The organism is Polaromonas sp. P1_E3 (assembly GCF_056405935.1).
The window spans coordinates 1-20,418 of record NZ_JBFUBD010000042.1; the positions used below are offsets into that span (position 1 = coordinate 1).

Genomic DNA, 20,418 nt, shown 5'->3' on the forward strand with positions numbered 1-20,418 from the left:
CTTCCACTGGATGCCGGTGGCCTTGATGGTGAGGTCGGCGGCGGTAGTGTCCTTCTGGGCGACCAGCACCTTGGTGGCCGGAAGGGCCATGGCGATCACGATGATGAAAGGAACGATGGTCCAGGCGATTTCCACTGCGGTGGATTCGTGGAAATTGGCCGACTTGTGGCCGACCGACTTGCGGTGCTTCAGGATGGAATAAAACATCACCCCAAAAACAGCCACGAAAATCACGAGGCAGATGGCCATCATGAACCAGTGCAGCCACTGCTGCTCGGCAGCAATCTTGGTGGCAGCGGGGTGCAGGTTCAGCTGATTGACGGCCGGTCCGCCTTTCAGGTCATTGACTGCGTAAGCGGCGGTGCTGACCCAGGCGGCCGCAGATGCCAGAATTGCGCCTGCATGCTGCATGCCAAGCCGTGTCATTTTGCTCATGGTGTTGCTTACGTTCATCGTGATCACTTTTTCTGCTTCAATTACCGACGTTACCGACCAAATTAACCTGCTGATTATAAAGTTAGCGGCGGACTCCCCGCCGCCGCCTGAACTGACACAAGTCTTTCAGGGGCTGTCAGCTGCTGCGCAACGCCATGCGAATCTCGCGGGCCAGCGCGGGCCGCAGCTCAGGCCGCACATGCCGCCCCACCCGGACAGACCGTCCCTGCCCCGACACTTCAATCAGCGATCCATCCCCATCCTTGGGCTCGATCCGGACCCACTCGCGGTTGAATTCAGCCCGCTCCGTGCGCCCTGCCGTTTCCAGCTCTACCACCAGCCGCCCGCCCTGGAGGACGATTTTTTCACCGTCCCCCGCATGCCGGGCATACACCACAAAAGCAGCCCCCACCGCCACCAGCTCAATCCAGGCAAAAGGCATCACCATGGTGGCACCCTGCAGCCAGAAAAACCCGGCAATGCCCAATGAAACACCGCACAGCGACACATACAGCCAGCCCAGCTGGGCCGGTGTGAGTGAACAGTGACGCTTGAGAAGCCACAGCACAGCGTCGTGGCTGTGGGCGCCCTGTGCGGGCAAGGTGGCAAAACGAAACGCTGGTGCTGGCTGCAGCATGTGGCAACCCTCGAAAAAACTGCGGCTGATGCCTGGGCATTCACCGCATGAGGCTTGGGAACATACCCAAAATTCAGCTTCGAATTGTAGCCGGGTTTGCCCTGCCGCCCCTCTGAAAACCCCTCCAGCCCGGGGATTGCGGGCACCTGCGCAACACCTTCCGGCTAGTCGGCTGAACGCTGGCCCTGCAGCATGCTGCGCATATCGGCGACGGACACCGCGCTGAGCGGGCTGACCTTGATCCGCGGGGGCGCTTTGAGCGCATGGCCATAAATGATCTCAAAGGTGAGGGAAAGCCTTCCGTCCTCGCCCTTGACCAGATGACGGGAAAGCGCAGCTTCAAGCTTTGCCTTCCAGGCCCGCCCCCTCAGGGCAGGAAACCGTGCCGGGTGGAAATTGCGGCCGAGCTCCCTGATGTCTTCCAGGAGCCGCGCCGGGGTCGCATAGGTCAGCGTAATGCGCTCCATGTCCATCACCGGTTCGGCAAACCCTGTTTGCACCAGCATGTCACCCCAGTCATGCATGTCGGTCAGCTCATGCCCCGCAGGCGGCCAGCCCAGCTGTGCATACACCTCGCGCAATTCCTTCGCGGTATCGGGACCCAGGCAGGAAAACATCAGGAAACCGTCGACCTTCAGCATCTGGTGCCAGCGCGCCAGCAGGGCTTGCGGATCGGCCGATTCATGCAGCGCCATGTTGGCCCACAGCATGTCGGCAGTTCCCGGAGAAGGCGCTTCAAAGCGCACGGGAGCCGCCAGCCACCGGCGCAGACGCCACCACGGGTATGCTATCTTTTTAATAGCTGCTTGCGCACGGCCATAGCCGGCTTCAACCACAAAACACCTGGATTTCGGGTAGACCCCGGCCAGTTTCTCCTGCGCCTGGAGGCCGCCGCGCAGTGCGCCCCAATGCACCCACGTATTCGGCTGGAGCTTGATCCACTGCAACCGGTCCATCATGCGCCGCGCCACTTCTTCATGCAGCCACGGCGAAGCCATCGGAGCGGTGCGGTCCCAGCGGCTGACAGCGGTCGGGTCGAGCGTGGGCGGGCGCTGGGTAGAGGTCATGGAAGCATCAATGAGCGGGGGAGCACGCGGAGCATGCCAAAGCGGGCAAGAGATACGCGAGCAAAAGGTACGCGAGTATATTGACACGGTGTTCACACGCCTGCTTGCTCCCGCTCAATTCCTGTCCTGGCCGAACGGCCGCCCCGGCGGTTTGCCGGGCTTCGCCAGCCAGTGCGCTGTTTGCCGCAGCTGGCCGGCGCGCCAGGTCTGCGGTGCTTGTGTCGCCCGTTTTTCCTCTGCCGTGGCGCGCTGCACCCGCTGTGCCCTCGCATTGCCCACAGACCTGTCCATGGGGCTTCGGACCGGGCCGCAGCTGTGCGGCGCCTGCGTCAGCCACCCGCCACCGCTGGACGGTGCCTTTGCCGCCGTGCACTATGCCTATCCCTGGTCGGCGCTGATTGCGGGCTACAAATTCGGCGAACAGCATGGCTGGGCCGCCTTTTTTGCCCACCTGCTGGTCCAGTCGCCGGGCGTTGCTGCGCTCATGGCCGGACTCAACCCCGGCGACCGGATTGTTCCGGTACCGCTGTCTGCTGAGCGCCTGCAGGAGCGCGGCTTCAACCAGGCCTGGGAGATGTGCGTGGCGCTGGCCCGGGAAACCGGCACGCAGGCCCGAACCGATGCCGGGCTGCTGCTGCGGGTGAGGCATACACGCGCCCAAAGCCAGCTCAAACGCAAGGACCGGCTGGCCAATGTCAAGGGCGCTTTCCAGGTGGATCCGCTACGCACCGCAGAACTGCAGGGGCGGCATGTGGTGCTGGTAGACGACGTGATGACCAGTGGCGCCTCGCTGTACACGGCCGCGCAGGCTTTGCGGGATGCAGGCGCCGCTCACGTGACTGCTGTCGTGCTCGCGCGAACCGAATAACTGCCCCCACGCGGGAAGCTGGCGGTCCGGCAGAAAACCTGCGCCGGTCACACGACAATCCAGTCATGTTCAATATCGTTCTGGTCGAGCCTGAAATCCCCCCCAACACCGGCAACGTCATCCGGCTGGCGGCCAACACCGGTTGCCGGCTGCACCTGGTCGAGCCGCTGGGGTTTTCGATGGACGACAAACACATGCGCCGCGCAGGGCTGGATTACCACGAGTACGCCAAGGTGCTGCGGCATATCAGCTGGCAGGCCTTTCTCGAAAGTGAGCAACCACCCCCGGCACGACTGTTCGCCATGACCACACACGGCTCGGGCAGCGTTTATGACGCGCGCTTCCTGCCGGGTGACTGGCTGGTTTTCGGCGCCGAAACCCGCGGCCTGGCGCCGGAGTTACGCGAATCCTTTGCGCCATCGCAACGCCTCAAAGTTCCCATGCTGCCGGGCCAGCGCAGCCTGAACCTCTCCAATACCGTGGCTGTTACCGTGTTTGAGGCCTGGCGGCAGAACGGGTTTTCAGGGGCGCCCGGCATGCCCGGATGAGACATAAGTCCGCTTTTGCCAACCTTTGGGCCAGCCCCCCTTGCCACGATCTAGGTAAAAACCMTAAACTCCAATACTTCAAGCCTGAAGTTTCTGCTGCAGGCCAGACGTGCGGATTGTCACTACCCGGCCTTTCCTGCGTTATCCCTCCCACCGCCCAGTCCACAAGACTGGAAGGAAAACACAGTGAATATGGTCATCCAGCGTATTTTCGGCAAAAGCACGTCCCGTCTTTCCAGCACCGCCAACACAGCCAACCGGCTCTCGGTCGAGCAGATCCAGGAAAGCCTGCGCACCCTCCTGCATGACTGCGAGGACCCGCGGACCCCGCGGGTGATCTACAAGATCAACCTGGCCAAAACCCCTTCCGACCTGTGGCTGCTCCGCAGCGACCTTCACCAGTGCATCGCGCACGCCCACAACCAAGCCGAAGCGGCCGAACGCATCAACGGTCTGATCGGTGTGTTTGAGGGCTGGCTGCCGGCCAGCCAGCTGACACGCATCTAAGCCCGTTCGCGGCGCCCCACCGGTCCTCTTCAGGGGTATCGCCGCACCAGCGACTCCGCCACGCACACCGGCTTGGGCGAACCTTCGCGCTCCACAGTCACTTCCCAGGTCATCTGCATGCCGGCGTTGTCAATGGCCTGGGTCGCCAGCAGTTTCATGCGTGCCCGCAGACGACTGCCGACGGGCACGGGCGCGGTAAACCGCACCTTGTTGAGCCCGTAATTCACTCCCATGCGCGAGCCGGTAATCTCAAATGACGACTCGAAAAACCGCGGCAGCAGCGACAAGGTCAGGAACCCATGGGCAATCGGCCCGCCGAACGGGCCGGCCGCCGCCTTTTCCGCGTCCACATGAATCCACTGGTGGTCGCCCGTCGCTTCGGCAAACAGGTTGACCTGTTGCTGCGTGATGGTGATCCAGTCGCTGACGGCGACTTCCTGGCCGGTGCAGGCGGCCAGGTCGGCCAGGGTTTCGAAGGTTTTCATGCCGCCACTGTAGCGACACATAGGGGCACGGCATGTCGGCTCAGCGACAAACCGGCGCGATGCTCAGAGATTCAACGGTCAAGCCACCGGCAGATGCCCTGCCACTGTTCCATGTCTTTTTCAACACGGCTGGGTGCCACGTCAAACACCGTCAGTCCGCGCGCAGCCAGGTGAATGTAGTTCTGCGTATCGCGCAGGTAGCCCAGCACCGGCAAACCCAGGCCTTCGACGAAGCTGCGCAGCTTGYCGGCGGCAATCGTGCGTGAATCCACGCGCATCCCGACAATGCCCACCTGCATCTTGCCGGCGTGCTTGTGTTCAGCCAGCTGGTCCAGGAAGGTGCGCGTGGCAAAGATGTCGAAGACGCTGGGCTGCAGCGGCACGATGACCTTGTCGGCCAGCTTCAGGACATCGTTAAAGCGCGAGCCATGCAACCCGCCGGGCGTGTCGAGCACCACATGCGTCGTGCCCTTGGGGGGTTTGACGATCAGGTCAGCATTCACATCCCAGGTGGCAATCGGCCGGGCGGCGGGCGGCCGCAGCCCCAGCCACAACCGTGAAGACTGCTGCCGGTCGGCATCTCCCAGCATGACCGCATGGCCCTGGCTGGCAAAGTATCCGGCAACGTTGGTGGCCAGCGTCGTTTTGCCGACGCCCCCCTTCGGATTGGCGATCACAACCACGGGCATGCGAATCTCCTCGGTTTGGAACTTGTCGTTCCTGGGAACTCTTGGTCTTGCTTTTCCGCTATGGTAACGGCATGGACACAGTTCTCACAACCACGGATCAACCTGCCAACAACACAGCAAATCCTGACATTTATGTCATTGCAGCGCATCCGGCCTGGCGCGAATCGCGGGTCAACCGTCCGCTGATGGAGGCTGCGAAGGCCCTGCCCCGGGTCCAGGTGCAGGACCTGTACTCAAGCTATCCCGACTACGCCATCGACGTTCCCAAAGAGCAGGCCGCCCTGGAACGCGCGCAACTGGTGGTGCTGCTCCACCCCCTGCACTGGTACTCGATGCCCGCGCTGCAAAAGCTCTGGCTGGACGATGTACTCACCTACGGCTGGGCCTACGGCGAAGGTGAGGAGGAAGGCGCAAAAGGCCGGGCACTGCAGGGCAAGGACCTGTGGCTGGTCGCCACCACGGGCGGCCCGGAAACGTCGTACCACCCGCAAGGCTACAACCGCTACTTTTTTGATGCCTTCCTGCCGCCGTACGAGCAAAGCGCCGCGCTATGCGGTATGCGTTTTTTGCCGCCTCTGGTGTTGCACGGCGCCCACAGCGTTGACAGGCAAACCGTTGCCGATCACATCGCAACCTTCCGCCAGCGCCTGCAAAGCTACCCCGACTGGCCTGAACTGGAAGACCTGGAGCAATGCGCCGCCTGCGTGGTGCCGATGAAGGATCGGCCAGTGGAGCACACTGACCACGCCAAAGCCGAGAGCCAATTTTCCGCCGGGCCGCCCCAAGGAAAATTAGCCCCCTCGGGGGGCAGCGCATTACACGAAGTGAAAAGCGTGGGGGCCGCATGACACACGCACCCGCCTGGCTGACCAACAGCTTTATCTACCTGGCCGCTGCCGTCATTGCCGTGCCGCTGGCCAAAAAACTCGGCCTCGGCTCCATCATCGGCTACCTCGCCGCCGGCATCGCCATAGGTCCCTGGGGCCTGGGCCTGGTCACCAATGTGCAGGACATCCTTCACTTCGCCGAGTTTGGCGTGGTGTTGATGCTGTTCCTGGTAGGGCTGGAGCTGGAGCCCAAACGCCTGTGGAATCTGCGCCGGCCCATCTTCGGCTGGGGCAGTGCCCAGGTGCTGGGCTGCGCCGCCCTGCTCACGGGCGTCGCGATGGCATTTGGCGTGAGCTGGCAGATTGCGCTGGTGGCCGGCCTTGGGCTGGCGCTCTCGTCCACCGCCATCGCGCTGCAGGCCATCGGCGAGCGCCACCTGATGCCGACATCGAGCGGCCAGGCCGGTTTTTCCATCCTGCTGTTCCAGGACGTGGCGGCCATCCCCATTCTCGCGCTGCTGCCCCTGCTGGGCGCGATAGGTGGAGAAAATGAGGCGGTAGCGCACACCAGCCGTGCGCTGGAAGCTATCAAAATCATAGCAGCTATCGCCGGCATCATCCTGGGCGGCCGCCTGTTGCTGCGGCCCCTGCTGCGCTGGATCGCCAACAGCGGCACGCCCGAAATTTTCACCGCGGCCTCGCTGCTGCTGGTGGTGGGCATCGCGGCGCTGATGCAGTTCGTCGGCCTGTCGATGGCGCTGGGCGCTTTTCTGGCCGGCGTGCTGCTGGCCGAAAGCGAATACCGCCGCGAACTCGAAACCGATATCGAGCCGTTCAAGGGTTTGTTGCTGGGACTCTTCTTCATTGCCGTCGGCATGAGCATCGACTTTGGCGTGCTCTGGAAGTCGCCCGGGCTGATGGCCGCCATCCTGGTGGGCTTCCTCGGCCTGAAACTGGTGGTGATTTACGGCCTGGCGCGCCTCATGAAGCTGCCCTTCCAGGAGCGCCCGGTGTTCGCGGTGCTGCTGGCGCAGGGCGGCGAGTTCGCCTTTGTGGTGTTCCAGGCCGCTGCAGGTGCGCATGTCTTTTCTGCAGAAACCGCTTCCCTGCTGATAGGCGCGGTGGCGCTGTCGATGCTGCTCAGCCCGTTGTTGCTGGTAGCCGTCGACAAACTGGTGCTGCCGCGCTATGCCAACTGCGACACGCCGCAGCTCGAAGAGATTTCCGAGCAGCAGGAGGCGCCGATCATCATTGCCGGTTTCGGCCGCTACGGCCAGATCGTTGGCCGCATGCTGCTGGCCCAGGGCATTCCGGCCACGGTACTGGACCACGACGCGGAGATGGTCGAAACCGTGCGGGCCTTCGGCTACCGGGTGTTTTACGGCGACGCGACGCGGCTGGACCTGCTGCGCACCGCCGGCGCGGCCACGGCCAAAATCCTGGTGCTGTCTGTGGATGACATGGAGCAGTCGCTCAAGATCGTGGACCTGGCGCGCGAGCATTTTCCGCAGATGCAGATCGTCGCCCGCGCACGCGACGTAACGCACTGGAATGCGCTGCGCGACCGCGGCGTGATGCAGGTCGAACGCGAGGTGTTCGAATCCAGCCTGCGCAGCGCGCGCACGGTGCTGGAGCTGCTGGGCCAGCCGCCGCATGAGGCGCGCCAGGCTGCCATGCGCTTTCGCCGTCACAACCTTGAGCTGTTTGAGCGCATGTACCCGCATCGCAAAGACCGCACCAAGGTGATCGCCGTGGCCACCCAGGGACGTTTGCAGCTCGAAGAGCAGCTGGCCCAGGAACGCCAGCAACAGGCGCAGCGCCGGCCTGCTGCCTGGCGCGGCCAGGAATTCGAATAAAAAACAGCTCCAGGCCTTTATTGACGGGCGCAAGCAGCTATTAGTTTTATAGCACCTGCCTGTCCAAAAGGTGTTGGGCGGTCATTACCTGTTCGACTGTTGCTCGGCGTCACGCCGCCGCTGCTCCATGGCCCGCCGTTCCACGCAGGCCGGATGCTGGGCCAAGGCCGGCTTGGCGCATTGCTCTGACATGCATATCTGGAAACCGAGCAATATGCGGCCCTCGCAGGCTTGCTTCGGATTGCCGGCCGGTGCTGCGCCGGCTGGTGGCGCTGAATGGTCGCCCGCTGAAGGTGAAGCCGCCACCGCAGATTTGGGCTGTGCCTGCCTGGCCTGCCGTTCTTTTTCCAGCGCAGCCTTTCGGGCGGCGGCCGCAGTGGCAAGCGCGGCCCGGGAAGCTGCAGACAAGGGTGCCCTCGCCACGCCGGAGGCTGCAGCTGACGCTGCAGGCTGGGCTTGCACAGCTTGCGCTGTCTGTGCTGCAGGTGCTGTCACCGAAGGGGCCGCAGACGCGGCAGGCGGAACCGCAACTGCGGGCGCGGCCACCGCTGCACCGGTCGCGGCCTTGGCCGTTGTAGGGGGTGCGGCCTGTACAGCAGCCGGGGCCGCCGGGGCGCCACGGCCGGCAAGGGATTTCCATCCGAGGCCAATCACGGCCAATGCGATCAGGCCCCCGAGGCCCCATACCAGGTAGCGATAGGCGGGTACAGGAACGGGTGCTTCAGCGAGCGGTTTTGCAAGCCCAGGCGACGCCGGAGGACTGCGCCGCCGTGCCCGCCTTGCTTGCAGCGGCCCAACGCCGGTTGTATCCGCGGTTGAGCCCAAGGCGGGCTTCGGAGTTGCCGCTGTTTCCGCACCTTGTTTCGCCAGCCCTGTGATGGCCGCTTCTGGTGCTGCCGGGCTCACCGCCGCATCGCTGAACACGGTTTCCGGCCAGTCCGTGGATGCGTCAGGCGCCTCATGGTGTAACTGGGCCGCTGCGGCAACCGCGGGCATTCCCAGCCGGGTGGCATCCGGGTCATCGGCAGCGGGCTTCACCGGCACGTGAGGCGACAAAGGCGCCTTGGCCGCAGCCTCTTCCAGGGCTTTCCAGGCCATGTCGGTATCCGTGCCGGCGGCGGATCCGCTGGCCGGCGCTTGAGGGGCTGGCGGGGCTGATTGTGTATCGGCACGCGGAACAATCAGCGTGCCTGTACCCAGACGCCGGCCGATGTCGGAGTCCTCCCCGCCGGGCACACCGAGTTTTTTGAGCCGCCGGCGCGCCAGGTCGGCATAAATGCCTGACGGGAACTTGGCCAGAAAGCCCTGGATGTCTTCCACGTCCATGGACTCCTTGATGTCCTTCCAGTAGACGAGCTCCAGCTCCTGCGTCACGACCGAGATGTTGGCACTGGTGCCCGACGGCTGGTCAACCAGCGCTTCGCCGGACAGCATGGTGGAAGTCCAGGTTGAATTGCTGCCGGGGCCCGGCGGCACGGCGGACGGAACCACCGAGATGTCGGGCGCCTCGCGCGCCGCAACCTGCAGCGCGGCAAGGAACTCCTGGGCACTGGCATAACGCTGGTCGCGCGATTTGGCCAGGGCCTTGGCCACCACGGCATCCAGCGCAGCGGGCAACCGGGCATTGAATGCGCCCGGCATGACCGGGGTATGCCCGACGATCTGCTGGATGGTGGCGAAGTCGGTGTCACCGTCAAACGGCCGCTTCCCGGTGAGCAACTGGTACAACACGATGCCGGCCGCAAACAGGTCTGCACGGGCATCAATCGGCCGGCCCTGCACCTGCTCGGGTGACATGTACTTCAGCGTTCCGACCATGGAGCCCTGCGTACGGGTGGCCTCACCGGAATCCTGGATGCGCGCCACACCAAAGTCGGTGAGCTTGACACGCCCGCTGGTCTCGATCAGCAGGTTGGCCGGCTTGATGTCGCGGTGGACGATGCTTTGCCTGTGCGCGTAGTCCAGCGCCGAAAGCAGGTCACCCATGATGCCAAGGGTCTGCTCCAGGGTGTAGAGGGTGCCCTTGTCCAGGTGGTGCTTGAGGTCGTCGCCGTCGACGAACTCCATGACCAGGAAGGCAATGTCGCCGTCACGGTCGGAGTCATACACACTGACGATATGCGGATGCTGCAGGCGTGCTGCAGACCGGGCCTCCGTGCGAAAGCGCACTTCGTACTCTGCCGCAGCCTCTTCCGAAAGATTTTCGACCTTGATGGTCTTGATCGCGACGCGGCGGTCAAGATTGGGATCCCGCCCCTCATACACCAGCCCCATCGCCCCCTTGCCGAGGACGCGGATGAGATCGTAACGGCCAAGTTTCTTGAGACTCATGGGGGAATGGAAATGGACGTAGCTGGCGGGAAAACCGGTTGCAGGGCCTGGAGAAGGGCTACGTCTTGAAACAAAAAACGATTCTAGCCTGCATCATGCAGCGAAAAGCGGCATAAAAGCCTGCATCCCACTTCCACACCACCTCACGCAGATCAGGTCCTGATGGAAAAATTGACCAGCGGGGCATTGTCATCGGTGCGCTCGCAACCCGGCACGATCTGGCCGTTGCCAACCAGGTAGCACTCGGTACGCCGCAGCACCACAGCCTCACTCTGGTTGCCCAGATACACCCAGGTACCGTAGCTGGAAGCGTCCGTCAGGACAAAATGTCCGCCACGCCACTCCAGGGTGGCATGCATGCGTGAAACACGCGGGTCGTTCAGTGTCAGCGCTGCATCGGCGGCCCGGCCCAGCGCCAGTTTGCTGCTTTTCGCATCCAGCCTGACGGTTTGCTCCGCAAAACTGAGCTCGAGGAAGGCCTGGCTCGGAGAAGAAAACATTGAGCGTCCGGCCATGGTCGCATCCTCGTCCCGGCCGGCCTGCCATTCGACCCGATAGACATGGCTGGCTTCGGCCCTGCCGCGGAGGTACATCGGGCCCATGCTTCGCAAGGAAGCTTTTTGGGCCGGCAACAAGGCGTTCCAGACGTTTTCGGTTGTGAGGATCTGTGCCGCACCCGCAAGGTCTGCGAGCCGCGCTGCGGAGTTGACGGTGTCCCCAAAACAGTCGCCGTCGATTTCAACGACTTCGCCCGATTCAATCCCCATTTGCATTTGCACGGGCGCGCCGCTTCCGCCAGGCTTGATCGGTTTTTCCTGCAGGCGTTTCTGGATGCTGATGCAGGCAGACAGTGCGTCACCCTCGTTGGGGAACACCACAAAAAGCCCATCACCCAGCAACTTGACCACACGCCCCTGGTGTTGCTGGAAAACCTGGCTCAACACGCCGATCAGCTGGGTCACAAAATGCGACGCAGTTTCATCGCCCAGCCGTTCGAACATGCTGGTGCTGCCTACGAGGTCCGCAAAAACAACTGTGGTCATGAAAGGCGTTAGCCGCGGTGCGCGGTTCTTGTTCTCATGCCAGCGATTCTCACAGAAATTGGCAGCAAAGAGACCGGTAAAAGTCCGCAGCGCCCCCCGCAAGAACCCGGGGGCGGCGGCGGGTTTCACAAGCCGCAGTAGACGCAGGGGATAAATACCGCTAAGAGATTGCGCCATTGGCATGGCAACCCTTCCCGTCCAACTGCCGTTTAGCGGAAAGCGTCCCAGAGCAGCTTGCACCCGGTCAGCAGCATGCCGACATACAAGAGGCGGTAGAAAAGCACGGGGCTGATGCTGCGCGCCATGCGCACCCCAATCCACACGCCCAGCGGAGCCAACGGCAGCAGCACCAGTGACGTCGCCATGTTGCGCAGGTCAAGCAGGCCCAGCCAGGCGTAGGGAATCCACTTGGACAGGTTGATGACAAAAAAGAATGCCGCCATGGTCGCCGTGAACTTCACCGGGCTCAGGCGCATGGGAATCACATAGGCGCTCAGGGGCGGCCCGCCTGCGTGAGACACAAAGCTCGTGAAGCCCGAGGTCACCGTCAAAATGGCGCCCAGCCACTTCGGCGGCGGCGGGCTGTCAGGCCGGGGCGGGAACAGCAGGCGCTGCGCCAAAAACAACAAGGTGAATATTCCCACCACCCCGGCCACGACCCTGGCGTCCAGCACCTTGAACAACAACGCCCCCACCACGGTTCCCACCAAACCAAAAGGGATCAGGAATTTCAGAAACTTCACATCGAAATCCCGGCGAAAAGCCGCCAACCCCAGCAAGTCCATCAGCAGCAGGACGGGCATCAGGATGGCGGCGGCCTGCGGCACCGTGACGGCCAGCGCCATGACGGGAACCGCAAGAGACCCGAAGCCGGCCCCAAAACCACTTTTGCTGATACCCAGCATCAGCACGGCAGGAATCGCCACGGCATAGAAAAAGGGATCGGTGATCAGCGGGAAATCCATGGATTCAATGAAAAACATCAATTGGCCCATAAGGGACGGGCGCAAGCAGCTATCAAAACAGTAGCAAACTGGCGCTAGACATGTATTTCACCACAGGCCGGCCATGCAATGGCGGTCGCCTCAGGCACCCGCGCGCAAGGGATACCCAGTCACGGTCCGGGCTCAGACACGCTCAAGAATCACCGCAATGCCCTGCCCTACGCCGATGCACATGGTGGCCAGCGCATAGCGGCCCCCACCCTTGTGCAACTGGTTGACGGCCGTGGTCGCCAGCCGCGCGCCTGAAGCGCCCAGCGGATGGCCCAGCGCGATCGCGCCGCCATTGGGGTTAACGCGCGGGTCGTCGTCCTGCACGCCCAGCATGCGCAGCACGGCCAGGCCCTGTGCGGCAAACGCTTCGTTGAGTTCGATCACATCCATCTGTGCCATCGTGAGTCCGGTGAGGGCCAGCACTTTTTGTGTGGCGGGCGCGGGGCCGATACCCATGATGCGCGGCGCCACGCCGGCGGTGGCCATGCCGACCACGCGCGCCTTCGGCGTGAGGCCGTTTTTGGCGGCGGTGGATTCGTCGGCCAGCAGCAATGCGCAAGCGCCGTCATTCACACCACTGGCATTGCCGGCGGTCACCGTGCCGTCGGGCCGCACCACGCCCTTGAGCTTGGCCAGCGCTTCCAGCGAGGTCTCGCGCGGATGCTCGTCCTTGTTCACCACGATGGGGTCGCCCTTTTTCTGGGCAATCGTCACCGGGGTGATTTCAGCGTCGAAGTAGCCGGCCTTTTGCGCCGCCACGGCTTTGAGCTGGCTGGCCAGCGCCATTTTGTCCTGGTCTTCGCGGCTGATCTTGTAGTCGGTGGCCACGTTCTCGGCGGTTTCCGGCATGGCATCCACGCCGTATTTCTCTTTCATCAGCTTGTTGATGAAGCGCCAGCCGATGGTCGTGTCGTACACCGCGTTGGCGCGGCTGAAGGCGCTTTCGGCCTTGGGCATCACAAAGGGTGCGCGGCTCATGCTCTCAACGCCGCCGGCGATCATCAGGGTGGCCTCGCCCGACTTGATGGCGCGCGCAGCGCTGCCCAGCGCATCCAGGCCCGAGCCGCACAGGCGGTTGATGGTGGCGCCGGGTACGTCCATGGGCAGGCCGGCCAGCAGCGCCGCCATGCGCGCCACATTGCGGTTGTCCTCGCCAGCCTGGTTGGCGCAGCCGTAGAGTACGTCGGTGACGGCCTGCCAGTCGACATTCGGGTTGCGCGCCATCAGCGCCTTGATCGGGATCGCGCCCAGGTCGTCGGTGCGCACACTGCTCAGGGCGCCGCCGTAGCGGCCGAAGGGGGTACGGATGGCGTCGCAGATAAAAGCTTGGGTCATGGTGTGTGCTTTGAAAGAAGTGAGATCAACGATCAGGCGGCCGCAATCGGCAGGCCCACCAGTTTTTCAAGTTCGGTGTGCGTGAGCCCGTCGACGGTGTCGATCAGCTTCAGGCCCTGCGGTGTGCACTCCAGCGTGGCGATGTCGGAGTACACGCGCTTGACGCAGGCGATGCCGGTCAGCGGATAGGTGCATTRCTGCACCAGCTTGCTCACGCCCTGTTTGGTCAGCAAATCCATCATGACCCAGGTCTGGCGTGCGCCGATTGCCAGGTCCATTGCGCCGCCCACGGCGGGGATGGCACCCGGCTCGCCGGTGCTCCAGTTAGCCAGATCACCCGTGGCCGACACCTGGAACGCGCCCAGCACGCAGATGTCGAGGTGGCCGCCGCGCATCATCGCGAAACTGTCAGCGTGGTGGAAGAAGGAGCCCCCCTTGAGCAGCGTCACCGGCTGCTTACCGGCATTGATCAGGTCATAGTCTTCCTCGCCTTCGGCTGGCGCCGGGCCCATGCCCAGGATGCCGTTCTCGCTTTGGAGAATGACCTCCCGCCCGGCCGGCAGGTGGTTGGCCACCAGCGTGGGCTGGCCGATGCCGAGGTTGACGACGGCGCCGTCAAAAATGTCTTGCGCGACGCGGGCTGCGAGCTGGTCTTTGGTGCGGCGTTGATAGGCCATGGTCATGCCGCTTTCTTGAAGCCGCCCGCCTGTGTAGCGGTGCGTTGGATTTTGACGATGTGGTGCACGAAGATGCCGGGCGTGACGACGGCTTCAGGGTCCAGGTCACCGAGCTCAACGATGTCATGCACGGTGGCGATCGTCTTTTTTGACGCAGTCGCCATCACCGGGCCAAAGTTGCGCGCAGCCATGCGGTACGTGAGATTGCCCCAGCGGTCGCCGCGCTCGGCCTTGATGAGGGCGACATCGCCATGGATCGGCATTTCCAGCACGTAGTGCTTGCCGTTGATCTCACGGGTTTCCTTGGCAGTGCCGTCTGCGTTGCGCGCCAGCTCAGTACCGTAGCCCGTGGGGCAGAAGAAGGCGCCTATGCCTGCGCCCGCGGCGCGAATCCGCTCGGCGAGATTGCCCTGGGGCACCAGTTCCAGTTCAAGTTTTCCGCCGCGGTACAGGCCGTCAAACACCTGGCTGTCGGCCTGGCGCGGAAAGCTGCAGATGATCTTGCGCACGCGCCCGGCCTTGAGCAAGGCCGCCAGGCCCGTTTCAGCATTGCCGGCGTTGTTGTTGACGACGGTCAGGTCCCTGGCGCCCTGCTCTATCAGGCCGTCGATCAGCTCATTGGGAATGCCTGCGGTACCGAAGCCGCCAATCAATACGGTCGAGCCGTCTTTTACCTCCGCCAGTGCGTCGGCGACGCAAGCGGCAATTTTGTTGATCATTCAGAAGTCTCCAGCTGCGGCGGCCTGCCCAGAAAATCTCAAAACAGACGAATTGCCAACTTTAAATTGTTCGTAATAAGAACAAGTGTTCGTATAATGAATTCTAGGAGATTTTGGATACCATGGCAAACGCTGCGCTCAATCCTGTTATCGGCCATAAGCCCGGGGACGGCTATGTCCAGTCATTTGCCCGCGGCCTGGAAGTCATCCGTTCATTCAGCGCCCAGGCCCCACGGCAAACGCTGACCGAGGTGGCCGGGCGCAGCGGTTTGAGCCGCGCAGGTGCGCGCCGCATCCTGCTGACACTGGAAACGCTGGGCTATGTGCACAGCGACGGCAAGCTGTTCAGCCTCACGCCACGCATTCTCGACCTGGGGTTCGCCTATCTCTCTTCCATGCCGATCTGGAACCTGGCCGAGCCGGTCATGGAGGCGCTGGTGGCAGAGGTCAAGGAGTCCTGCTCGGCAGCCATGCTCGACGGCACCGACATCGTCTATGTGCTGCGCGTTCCCACGCACAAGATCATGAGCATCAGCCTGGGCGTTGGCTCGCGCCTGCCTGCTTACTGCACATCGATGGGACGCATGCTGCTGTCGGCCCTGCCCGACGCCGAGGTCATGAAATGCCTGCAGGCGTCAGAGCTGACGCCACGCACGAAGTACACCGTGACCGACATCAAGGAACTGATGGCCAAGGTGGTACAGACCCGCAAGCAAGGCTGGTCGCTGGTAAACCAGGAGCTGGAAGAAGGCCTCGTCTCGATGGCGGCGCCCATTACCAATCGATCAGGTCAGACCGTCGCCGCACTCAATATCAGCGGCCAGGCCAACCGCACCAGCGCCAAGGCGATGCAGGAGACCATGCTGCCGCAACTGCTGGAGGCGGCGCATGCGATTTCACGCATGTTGATTTAGGTACACCCCTGTCCAGGCCCACGTCGTGTGGCTTGTTCTCCCCTCAAGGGGACGGTTCCTGCTGTTTGGGACGGAGCTTGGGTTATGACTTCTTGAAGCCGACGACGAGGACGACGGCGCCCAGCACGATGGCGCCCAGGCTGAGCCATTGGGGAATGTTGACCGACTCTTTTTCCTTCACGGTCAGCTGGATGGGGCCGAGCTTGGCGGCGGTCGTATCTTTGGTGAAGCTGAAGCCGCCGGTGAAGAAGCCGGCCAGGCCCAAAACGATCAGGACAATGCCTGTGATGCGTGCTGCGTTCATATGAGGTTTCCTCGCCGGGCTCGTGAATGGTTATGGAATGGCCCTGCCCCGGAACTGCGCCACTGTGCCTCGTAATGTAGGCAAGGGCAGCAAACCTGTCTGTAGGACGCAGCCAGCGTGCGCTGTGGCCCAAGCACCCATTAGCAAACCACCACGCAGGCAACGGAAAACGCCTGCGTGATAATCTTTCGCCATGTTCACCCCCTCGCAAGCCGACGTACGTCGTTTTTTTTGCTCTGTTTATGCCAAATCCCGCGCCGGTCAACCGATGGAAGCTATCGAAACCATAGCAAGCCAGTGGATCGAAGAGCATCCCGAATACCATGCGGACTTTGCCGACGCCGACAGCGCGCTCGAAAAAATGTACGACGTGGAAGCGGGCAAGACCAACCCCTTCTTGCATCTGTCCATGCATTTGTCGATCAGCGAGCAATGCTCCATCGACCAGCCGCGCGGAATTCGCCAGGCCGTAGAGCTGCTGACAGCCAGGCGCAACTCCCTGCACGACGCACACCACGAAACCATGGACTGCCTGGGGCAGATGGTTTGGGAAAGTCAGCGGGCAGGACGGCCCCCCGACGGCGGGGCGTATATCGACTGCGTGCAGCGCAGAGCGACCTCGGACTAAAGCGCCACCGTCGCCCGGTGCCTAGAACTTGGTTACGATCTAAACGAAGCCGCGTTGGGATGCAATCGGGATGAGTGGGCCGACCCGACCGGGCACGCCGCATGGGCTAATGCCCATGTAAGGGCCTGGGTGGCTCAATCGCCCGATTCACCTCAACCTGGAGGGCAAGCGCCGCGCCTTGCATCCCATCCCGAGAAGGCGCTTGCGCGGCTCCGTTTAGATCGTAAACAAGTTCTTAGACCAGGGCCTGGCAGACGGCGCTCACGCGCCGGTAGAGAATTTCGCCGGTGTAGAGGCCAAGCACGTCTTCGCGCTTGCAGCGCTGGGACATGCTGCCCCGGCCTGGCCCGCTCAGAGTGACGACCGTTTCATAGCTGGCCGCAGCCTGGCTACCGTCGGCGCTCAGGCTGATGGCGATCTTGTCGACTTTGAAGACTGCACGCAGGTTGGCGGCCACGAGGCCTTGGGCCGCATCGCGCTGCAGGGCACAGATTTCCTTGCGTCCACCCTGCACCACCAAAGCCGGCGAGACCGTGTGGTCAACCACCTTGAAACTCAGGTCGCGTGCCGCCAGAGCGCATTGCGCTTCGTAGTCGTTCCGGTTGCCCAGCTCCAAAGCGTGACGCAGCAGCTTGTCGACCACCGGCTCGGTGAGCTTGCCGCCGGCGCTGACCTTGTTAGGCGCGGGCTGCGCCTTTGCGACCGCAGGAGCTGGGGCCTGCATACAGGGCCGGTCGGAGTAGGTGATGCGTCCCGTCTCATCGGCGCATTTGTGCGTGTTGGCCAGTGCGTGGGGCATGGCGAAAATCGCGCCGGCCAGCAACGCAACGCGACGTAGGTACCTGTGCATGCTGGCTAGGCGGGAAGCTTTAGCGGAACTTGGCTTGTGGCACAACCTTCAGGTCGCCGTCTACCGAAGCCAGGTAGTTAGCCAACTGCTTGAGTTCGGCATTGGTGTACTGCTTGGCCATGCCGGCCATGATGGCGTTGCTGCGGCCGACCTTGGGGTTGTTTTCGGTTTTGTAGGCCTTGAGCGCCACAAACAGGTAGTCGGCATGCTGTCCACCCAGCTTGGGGTACGCAGGGTCGATTGGCTTGCTGAAATTGTCGCCGTGGCAGGACGCGCAATTGGCCTTGGCCAGCAGGGCCTTGACTTCGGCGCCAGGTTCCTTGGCGGCCTTGGCCGGCTCCGACAAGCCATCAGCACTGTAGTGCGCGGCGAGGTCGGCGATGTCCTGGTCGGTCAGCGAATCGGCAATGGCGCGCATGGTGGGATGTTTGCGGTCGCCTTTTTTGTATTCGTTGAGCGCGGCGACGATGTATTTGGCGCCCTGGCCTGAAATCATCGGGACCTTATAAACCTCGGGGAAAGAGGCCTGGTAGCCCTTGATGCCGTGGCAACCGATGCACATGGCATTCTTGGTTTCGCCGGCTTTGGCATCGCCCTTGATCTCCTGGGCAAGGCTTGCAACCGTCACGCAAGAGACAGTTACGGCGAATATCGTGGTGAACAGCTTATTCATTTTGCGCGCACAATCAGGTGGGAATTCATCGTATAAAACAACCTTGGATTATATCTGGGCCTGCCGTGGCCAGGCACCCCTTGCCGGCAACCCGCGCAAACGCCCTTTCAATTTTCACCTCCTCCCCCCAAGAACATGAAATTTCTAGGTTCCAAGAACTATGTCGCCACCCAGGACCTGATGCTGGCCGTGAATGCAGCCGCAGCCCTGAAAAAGCCGCTGCTTGTGAAGGGTGAGCCGGGCACCGGCAAGACCATGCTGGCCGAGGAAGTGGCCGAAGCGCTCAACTTGCCGCTGTTGCAATGGCACATCAAGTCCACCACCAAGGCGCAGCAGGGCCTGTACGAATACGACGCGGTGTCGCGCCTGCGCGACTCGCAATTGTCGACCGTGGACGGCGGCGAAAAGGTCAAGGACATCCACAACTACATCGTCAAGGGCGTGCTGTGGCAAGCTTTTACCTCGGAAACGCCGGTCGCGCTGCTGATTGACGAGATTGACAAAGCCGACATCGAGTTCCCGAATGACCTGCTGCGCGAAATTGACCGCATGGAGTTCTACGTGTACGAAACACGTGAGCTCATCAAGGCCAAGCACCGGCCGCTGGTGTTCATCACCTCCAACAACGAAAAAGAGCTGCCCGACGCATTTTTGCGCCGCTGCTTCTTCCACTACATCAAGTTCCCCGACGCCGACACCATGAAGCAGATCGTGGACGTGCATTTCCCCGACCTGAAGAAAGAGTTGCTGACTGCGGCCATGAAGACGTTTTACGACGTACGCAACCTGCCCGGCCTCAAGAAGAAACCGTCGACCTCCGAGCTGCTCGACTGGCTCAAGCTGCTGGTTGCCGAAGACATCCCGCTGGACGCCCTGCAAAGCAAGGACGACAAGGTCGCCGTGCCGCCGCTGGTGGGCGCGTTGCTCAAGAACGAGCAGGACGTCACCCTGTTCGAGAAGCTGGTTTTCATGCAGCGCAACAATCGCTGAATACAGAGTTAACACATGAGTCAAAAATCCATGTTGATCGAAGGCCTGTCCGATGCGGTCGGTTTTGTCGGCGGCGCCCTCCTCGGTTTTTGGGCCGGCCATCTGCTCGGTTTCGATATTTTTGAAGCCGGCTACGGCAACAGCGCCATCGCCGGTATCGTGCTGGTGGGCCTGGGCGGCGGCCTGGGCCTGCAAATCGCCCGACGCTGGAGGAACCGGCAAAAACCCGAGGGAGAAAACTGAGCATGGCGTTTGTCGAACCCGTGACCCTGGAAGCGCGAGGCGTGCGCCTGGTGCCGCTGGCCGTAGAACATGAAGCCGGCCTCAAAGCCGCGGCCGCCGACGGTGAGCTCTGGAAGCTGCGCATCACCTCCGTGCCCGAGCCTCACGAAACCCGCGACTACATTGAGACCGCGTTGGCCACAGGTAGCCGCCTGGCTTTTGCCGTCACCGATGCCGCCACCGGCGAAGTGCTGGGTTCCACCAGTTACCACGACATCGTACCGAACCTCAAGCGCGTCGAGATTGGCTACACCTGGTACGCCGCGCGTTGCCAGCGCACCCACATCAACACCACCTGCAAACTGCTGATGCTGAGCCACGCCTTCGACACGCTGGACTGCAACGTCGTCGGCTGGCGCACCGACAACTTCAACTACGCTTCGCAGCGCGCCATTGAACGCCTGGGCGCCCGCAAGGATGGCGTGCTGCGCGGCCACGCCCTGCGCCGCGACGGCACGATACGCGACACGGTGATGTACAGCCTCGCAGCCGGCGAATGGCCCGAAGTCAAGGCACAGCTGATCTACCTGCTGGACAAGCCAAGAGCCTGACGCGCGCGCCCAGGGCCTGTTAACGCTATTTATGCAAATGCGAATGAGGTTAAAACGGCGCCAATCAAGGCGTGCGACGACGCCCAGACCGGGCGTCTGCGCTAGGAGCGCAACGCGGAGTGGCGCCGTTTTAACCTCATTCCCTCCGGGTTGCGATCAAAAAGGCCTTGCGCGGCGTTGCAAAGCCTTGACGGGGTCTACCCCGCC

The 20,418-nt window shown here is 62.6% G+C and carries 25 protein-coding genes; 10 read left to right on the plus strand and 15 right to left on the minus strand.

The window, feature by feature from the left end; all coding sequences use genetic code 11:
* From AC1D0Z_RS08200 to AC1D0Z_RS08215, 4 genes are all read right to left on the minus strand, one after another.
* A partial coding sequence (locus AC1D0Z_RS08200) for a cytochrome c oxidase subunit II transmembrane domain-containing protein (protein ID WP_477657777.1) occupies positions 1-426 on the minus strand: 426 nt, incomplete at its 3' end.
* Between the two features lie 145 nt (positions 427-571).
* Entirely contained in the window at positions 572-1,072 is a 501-nt protein-coding gene (locus tag AC1D0Z_RS08205) for a DUF2244 domain-containing protein (RefSeq protein ID WP_477657756.1), read from the minus strand.
* A 164-nt stretch (positions 1,073-1,236) separates the two neighbouring features.
* On the minus strand, positions 1,237-2,139 hold the full coding sequence (locus AC1D0Z_RS08210) for a methyltransferase domain-containing protein (RefSeq protein ID WP_477657757.1): 903 nt from the start codon (positions 2,137-2,139) through the stop codon (positions 1,237-1,239).
* Positions 2,140-2,253: 114 nt separating this feature from the next.
* Positions 2,254-2,430, minus strand: a complete 177-nt coding sequence (locus AC1D0Z_RS08215) for a hypothetical protein (protein WP_477657758.1) — start codon at positions 2,428-2,430, stop codon at positions 2,254-2,256.
* On the opposite strand from AC1D0Z_RS08215, the gene AC1D0Z_RS08220 reads away from it, so the two are divergent.
* From AC1D0Z_RS08220 to AC1D0Z_RS08230, 3 genes are all read left to right on the plus strand, one after another.
* Positions 2,429-3,007: a ComF family protein gene (locus tag AC1D0Z_RS08220; protein WP_477657759.1), complete on the plus strand. Its 579-nt coding sequence runs from the start codon at positions 2,429-2,431 to the stop codon at positions 3,005-3,007. The two genes, AC1D0Z_RS08215 and AC1D0Z_RS08220, sit on opposite strands and share 2 nt — an antisense overlap.
* A 65-nt stretch (positions 3,008-3,072) precedes the next feature.
* Positions 3,073-3,555, plus strand: coding sequence for a tRNA (cytidine(34)-2'-O)-methyltransferase (locus tag AC1D0Z_RS08225; RefSeq protein ID WP_477657760.1), 483 nt, complete (start codon positions 3,073-3,075; stop codon positions 3,553-3,555).
* Positions 3,556-3,741: 186 nt separating this feature from the next.
* On the plus strand, positions 3,742-4,062 hold the full coding sequence (locus AC1D0Z_RS08230; RefSeq protein WP_477657761.1) for a hypothetical protein: 321 nt from the start codon (positions 3,742-3,744) through the stop codon (positions 4,060-4,062).
* A 29-nt stretch (positions 4,063-4,091) separates the two neighbouring features.
* Here AC1D0Z_RS08230 and AC1D0Z_RS08235 read toward each other — a convergent pair whose 3' ends face one another.
* Together AC1D0Z_RS08235 and AC1D0Z_RS08240 are read right to left on the minus strand one after the other, a co-directional pair.
* Positions 4,092-4,547, minus strand: a complete 456-nt coding sequence (locus tag AC1D0Z_RS08235) for a MaoC family dehydratase (RefSeq protein WP_477657762.1) — start codon at positions 4,545-4,547, stop codon at positions 4,092-4,094.
* Between the two features lie 71 nt (positions 4,548-4,618).
* Positions 4,619-5,236 carry a nucleotide-binding protein gene (locus AC1D0Z_RS08240; protein ID WP_477657763.1) on the minus strand — a complete coding sequence of 206 codons (618 nt, stop codon included), beginning with the start codon at positions 5,234-5,236 and terminating at the stop codon, positions 4,619-4,621.
* Positions 5,237-5,307: 71 nt separating this feature from the next.
* Here AC1D0Z_RS08240 and kefF point away from each other — a divergent pair, with 71 nt between their 5' ends.
* Together kefF and kefC are read left to right on the plus strand one after the other, a co-directional pair.
* Positions 5,308-6,084, plus strand: coding sequence for a glutathione-regulated potassium-efflux system oxidoreductase KefF (gene kefF, locus AC1D0Z_RS08245; RefSeq protein WP_477657764.1), 777 nt, complete (start codon positions 5,308-5,310; stop codon positions 6,082-6,084).
* The gene (kefC, locus tag AC1D0Z_RS08250; protein WP_477657765.1) at positions 6,081-7,919 is read left to right on the plus strand and encodes a glutathione-regulated potassium-efflux system protein KefC; all 1,839 of its coding nucleotides are present in this window, start codon (positions 6,081-6,083) and stop codon (positions 7,917-7,919) included. Before kefF ends, kefC begins: the two co-directional genes overlap by 4 nt.
* Positions 7,920-8,003: 84 nt before the next feature.
* On the opposite strand, the gene AC1D0Z_RS08255 is transcribed toward kefC, so the two are convergent.
* The 6 genes from AC1D0Z_RS08255 to AC1D0Z_RS08280 form a co-directional block, all read right to left on the minus strand.
* Positions 8,004-10,250 (minus strand): serine/threonine-protein kinase, encoded by a 2,247-nt coding sequence (locus AC1D0Z_RS08255; RefSeq protein WP_477657766.1) that lies wholly within the window; start codon positions 10,248-10,250, stop codon positions 8,004-8,006.
* Positions 10,251-10,402: 152 nt separating this feature from the next.
* Positions 10,403-11,293 carry an adenylate/guanylate cyclase domain-containing protein gene (locus tag AC1D0Z_RS08260; protein WP_477657767.1) on the minus strand — a complete coding sequence of 297 codons (891 nt, stop codon included), beginning with the start codon at positions 11,291-11,293 and terminating at the stop codon, positions 10,403-10,405.
* A 209-nt stretch (positions 11,294-11,502) separates the two neighbouring features.
* Positions 11,503-12,258 (minus strand): sulfite exporter TauE/SafE family protein, encoded by a 756-nt coding sequence (locus AC1D0Z_RS08265; protein WP_477657778.1) that lies wholly within the window; start codon positions 12,256-12,258, stop codon positions 11,503-11,505.
* Positions 12,259-12,420: 162 nt separating this feature from the next.
* Positions 12,421-13,623 (minus strand): 3-oxoadipyl-CoA thiolase, encoded by a 1,203-nt coding sequence (gene pcaF, locus AC1D0Z_RS08270; RefSeq protein ID WP_477657768.1) that lies wholly within the window; start codon positions 13,621-13,623, stop codon positions 12,421-12,423.
* Positions 13,624-13,655: 32 nt separating this feature from the next.
* Entirely contained in the window at positions 13,656-14,306 is a 651-nt protein-coding gene (locus tag AC1D0Z_RS08275; protein WP_477657769.1) for a 3-oxoacid CoA-transferase subunit B, read from the minus strand.
* The gene (locus AC1D0Z_RS08280; protein ID WP_477657770.1) at positions 14,303-15,019 is read right to left on the minus strand and encodes a 3-oxoacid CoA-transferase subunit A; all 717 of its coding nucleotides are present in this window, start codon (positions 15,017-15,019) and stop codon (positions 14,303-14,305) included. The genes AC1D0Z_RS08275 and AC1D0Z_RS08280 overlap by 4 nt, the downstream gene beginning before the upstream one ends.
* A 122-nt stretch (positions 15,020-15,141) precedes the next feature.
* On the opposite strand from AC1D0Z_RS08280, the gene AC1D0Z_RS08285 reads away from it, so the two are divergent.
* A complete protein-coding gene (locus AC1D0Z_RS08285; RefSeq protein WP_477657771.1) occupies positions 15,142-15,933 on the plus strand; it encodes an IclR family transcriptional regulator in 792 nt (263 codons plus the stop codon).
* An 82-nt stretch (positions 15,934-16,015) separates the two neighbouring features.
* On the opposite strand, the gene AC1D0Z_RS08290 is transcribed toward AC1D0Z_RS08285, so the two are convergent.
* Complete coding sequence (locus AC1D0Z_RS08290; RefSeq protein WP_436156572.1) at positions 16,016-16,237, minus strand: hypothetical protein; 222 nt, start codon at positions 16,235-16,237, stop codon at positions 16,016-16,018.
* 193 nt (positions 16,238-16,430) lie between these two features.
* On the opposite strand from AC1D0Z_RS08290, the gene AC1D0Z_RS08295 reads away from it, so the two are divergent.
* A complete protein-coding gene (locus AC1D0Z_RS08295) occupies positions 16,431-16,865 on the plus strand; it encodes a DUF1841 family protein (protein ID WP_477657772.1) in 435 nt (144 codons plus the stop codon).
* A gap of 235 nt (positions 16,866-17,100) precedes the next feature.
* Here AC1D0Z_RS08295 and AC1D0Z_RS08300 read toward each other — a convergent pair whose 3' ends face one another.
* Together AC1D0Z_RS08300 and AC1D0Z_RS08305 are read right to left on the minus strand one after the other, a co-directional pair.
* Entirely contained in the window at positions 17,101-17,715 is a 615-nt protein-coding gene (locus tag AC1D0Z_RS08300; protein WP_477657773.1) for a DUF4124 domain-containing protein, read from the minus strand.
* Between the two features lie 19 nt (positions 17,716-17,734).
* Complete coding sequence (locus AC1D0Z_RS08305) at positions 17,735-18,388, minus strand: c-type cytochrome (protein WP_477657774.1); 654 nt, start codon at positions 18,386-18,388, stop codon at positions 17,735-17,737.
* A 135-nt stretch (positions 18,389-18,523) separates the two neighbouring features.
* Here AC1D0Z_RS08305 and AC1D0Z_RS08310 point away from each other — a divergent pair, with 135 nt between their 5' ends.
* From AC1D0Z_RS08310 to AC1D0Z_RS08320, 3 genes are read left to right on the plus strand one after another with little or no spacing between them, the layout of a single operon-like run.
* A complete protein-coding gene (locus AC1D0Z_RS08310) occupies positions 18,524-19,378 on the plus strand; it encodes an AAA family ATPase (protein ID WP_457282248.1) in 855 nt (284 codons plus the stop codon).
* 15 nt (positions 19,379-19,393) lie between these two features.
* Positions 19,394-19,621, plus strand: coding sequence for a hypothetical protein (locus AC1D0Z_RS08315; RefSeq protein ID WP_477657775.1), 228 nt, complete (start codon positions 19,394-19,396; stop codon positions 19,619-19,621).
* A gap of 2 nt (positions 19,622-19,623) precedes the next feature.
* Positions 19,624-20,211, plus strand: coding sequence for a GNAT family N-acetyltransferase (locus AC1D0Z_RS08320; protein WP_477657776.1), 588 nt, complete (start codon positions 19,624-19,626; stop codon positions 20,209-20,211).
* Positions 20,212-20,418: the final 207 nt, after the last annotated feature.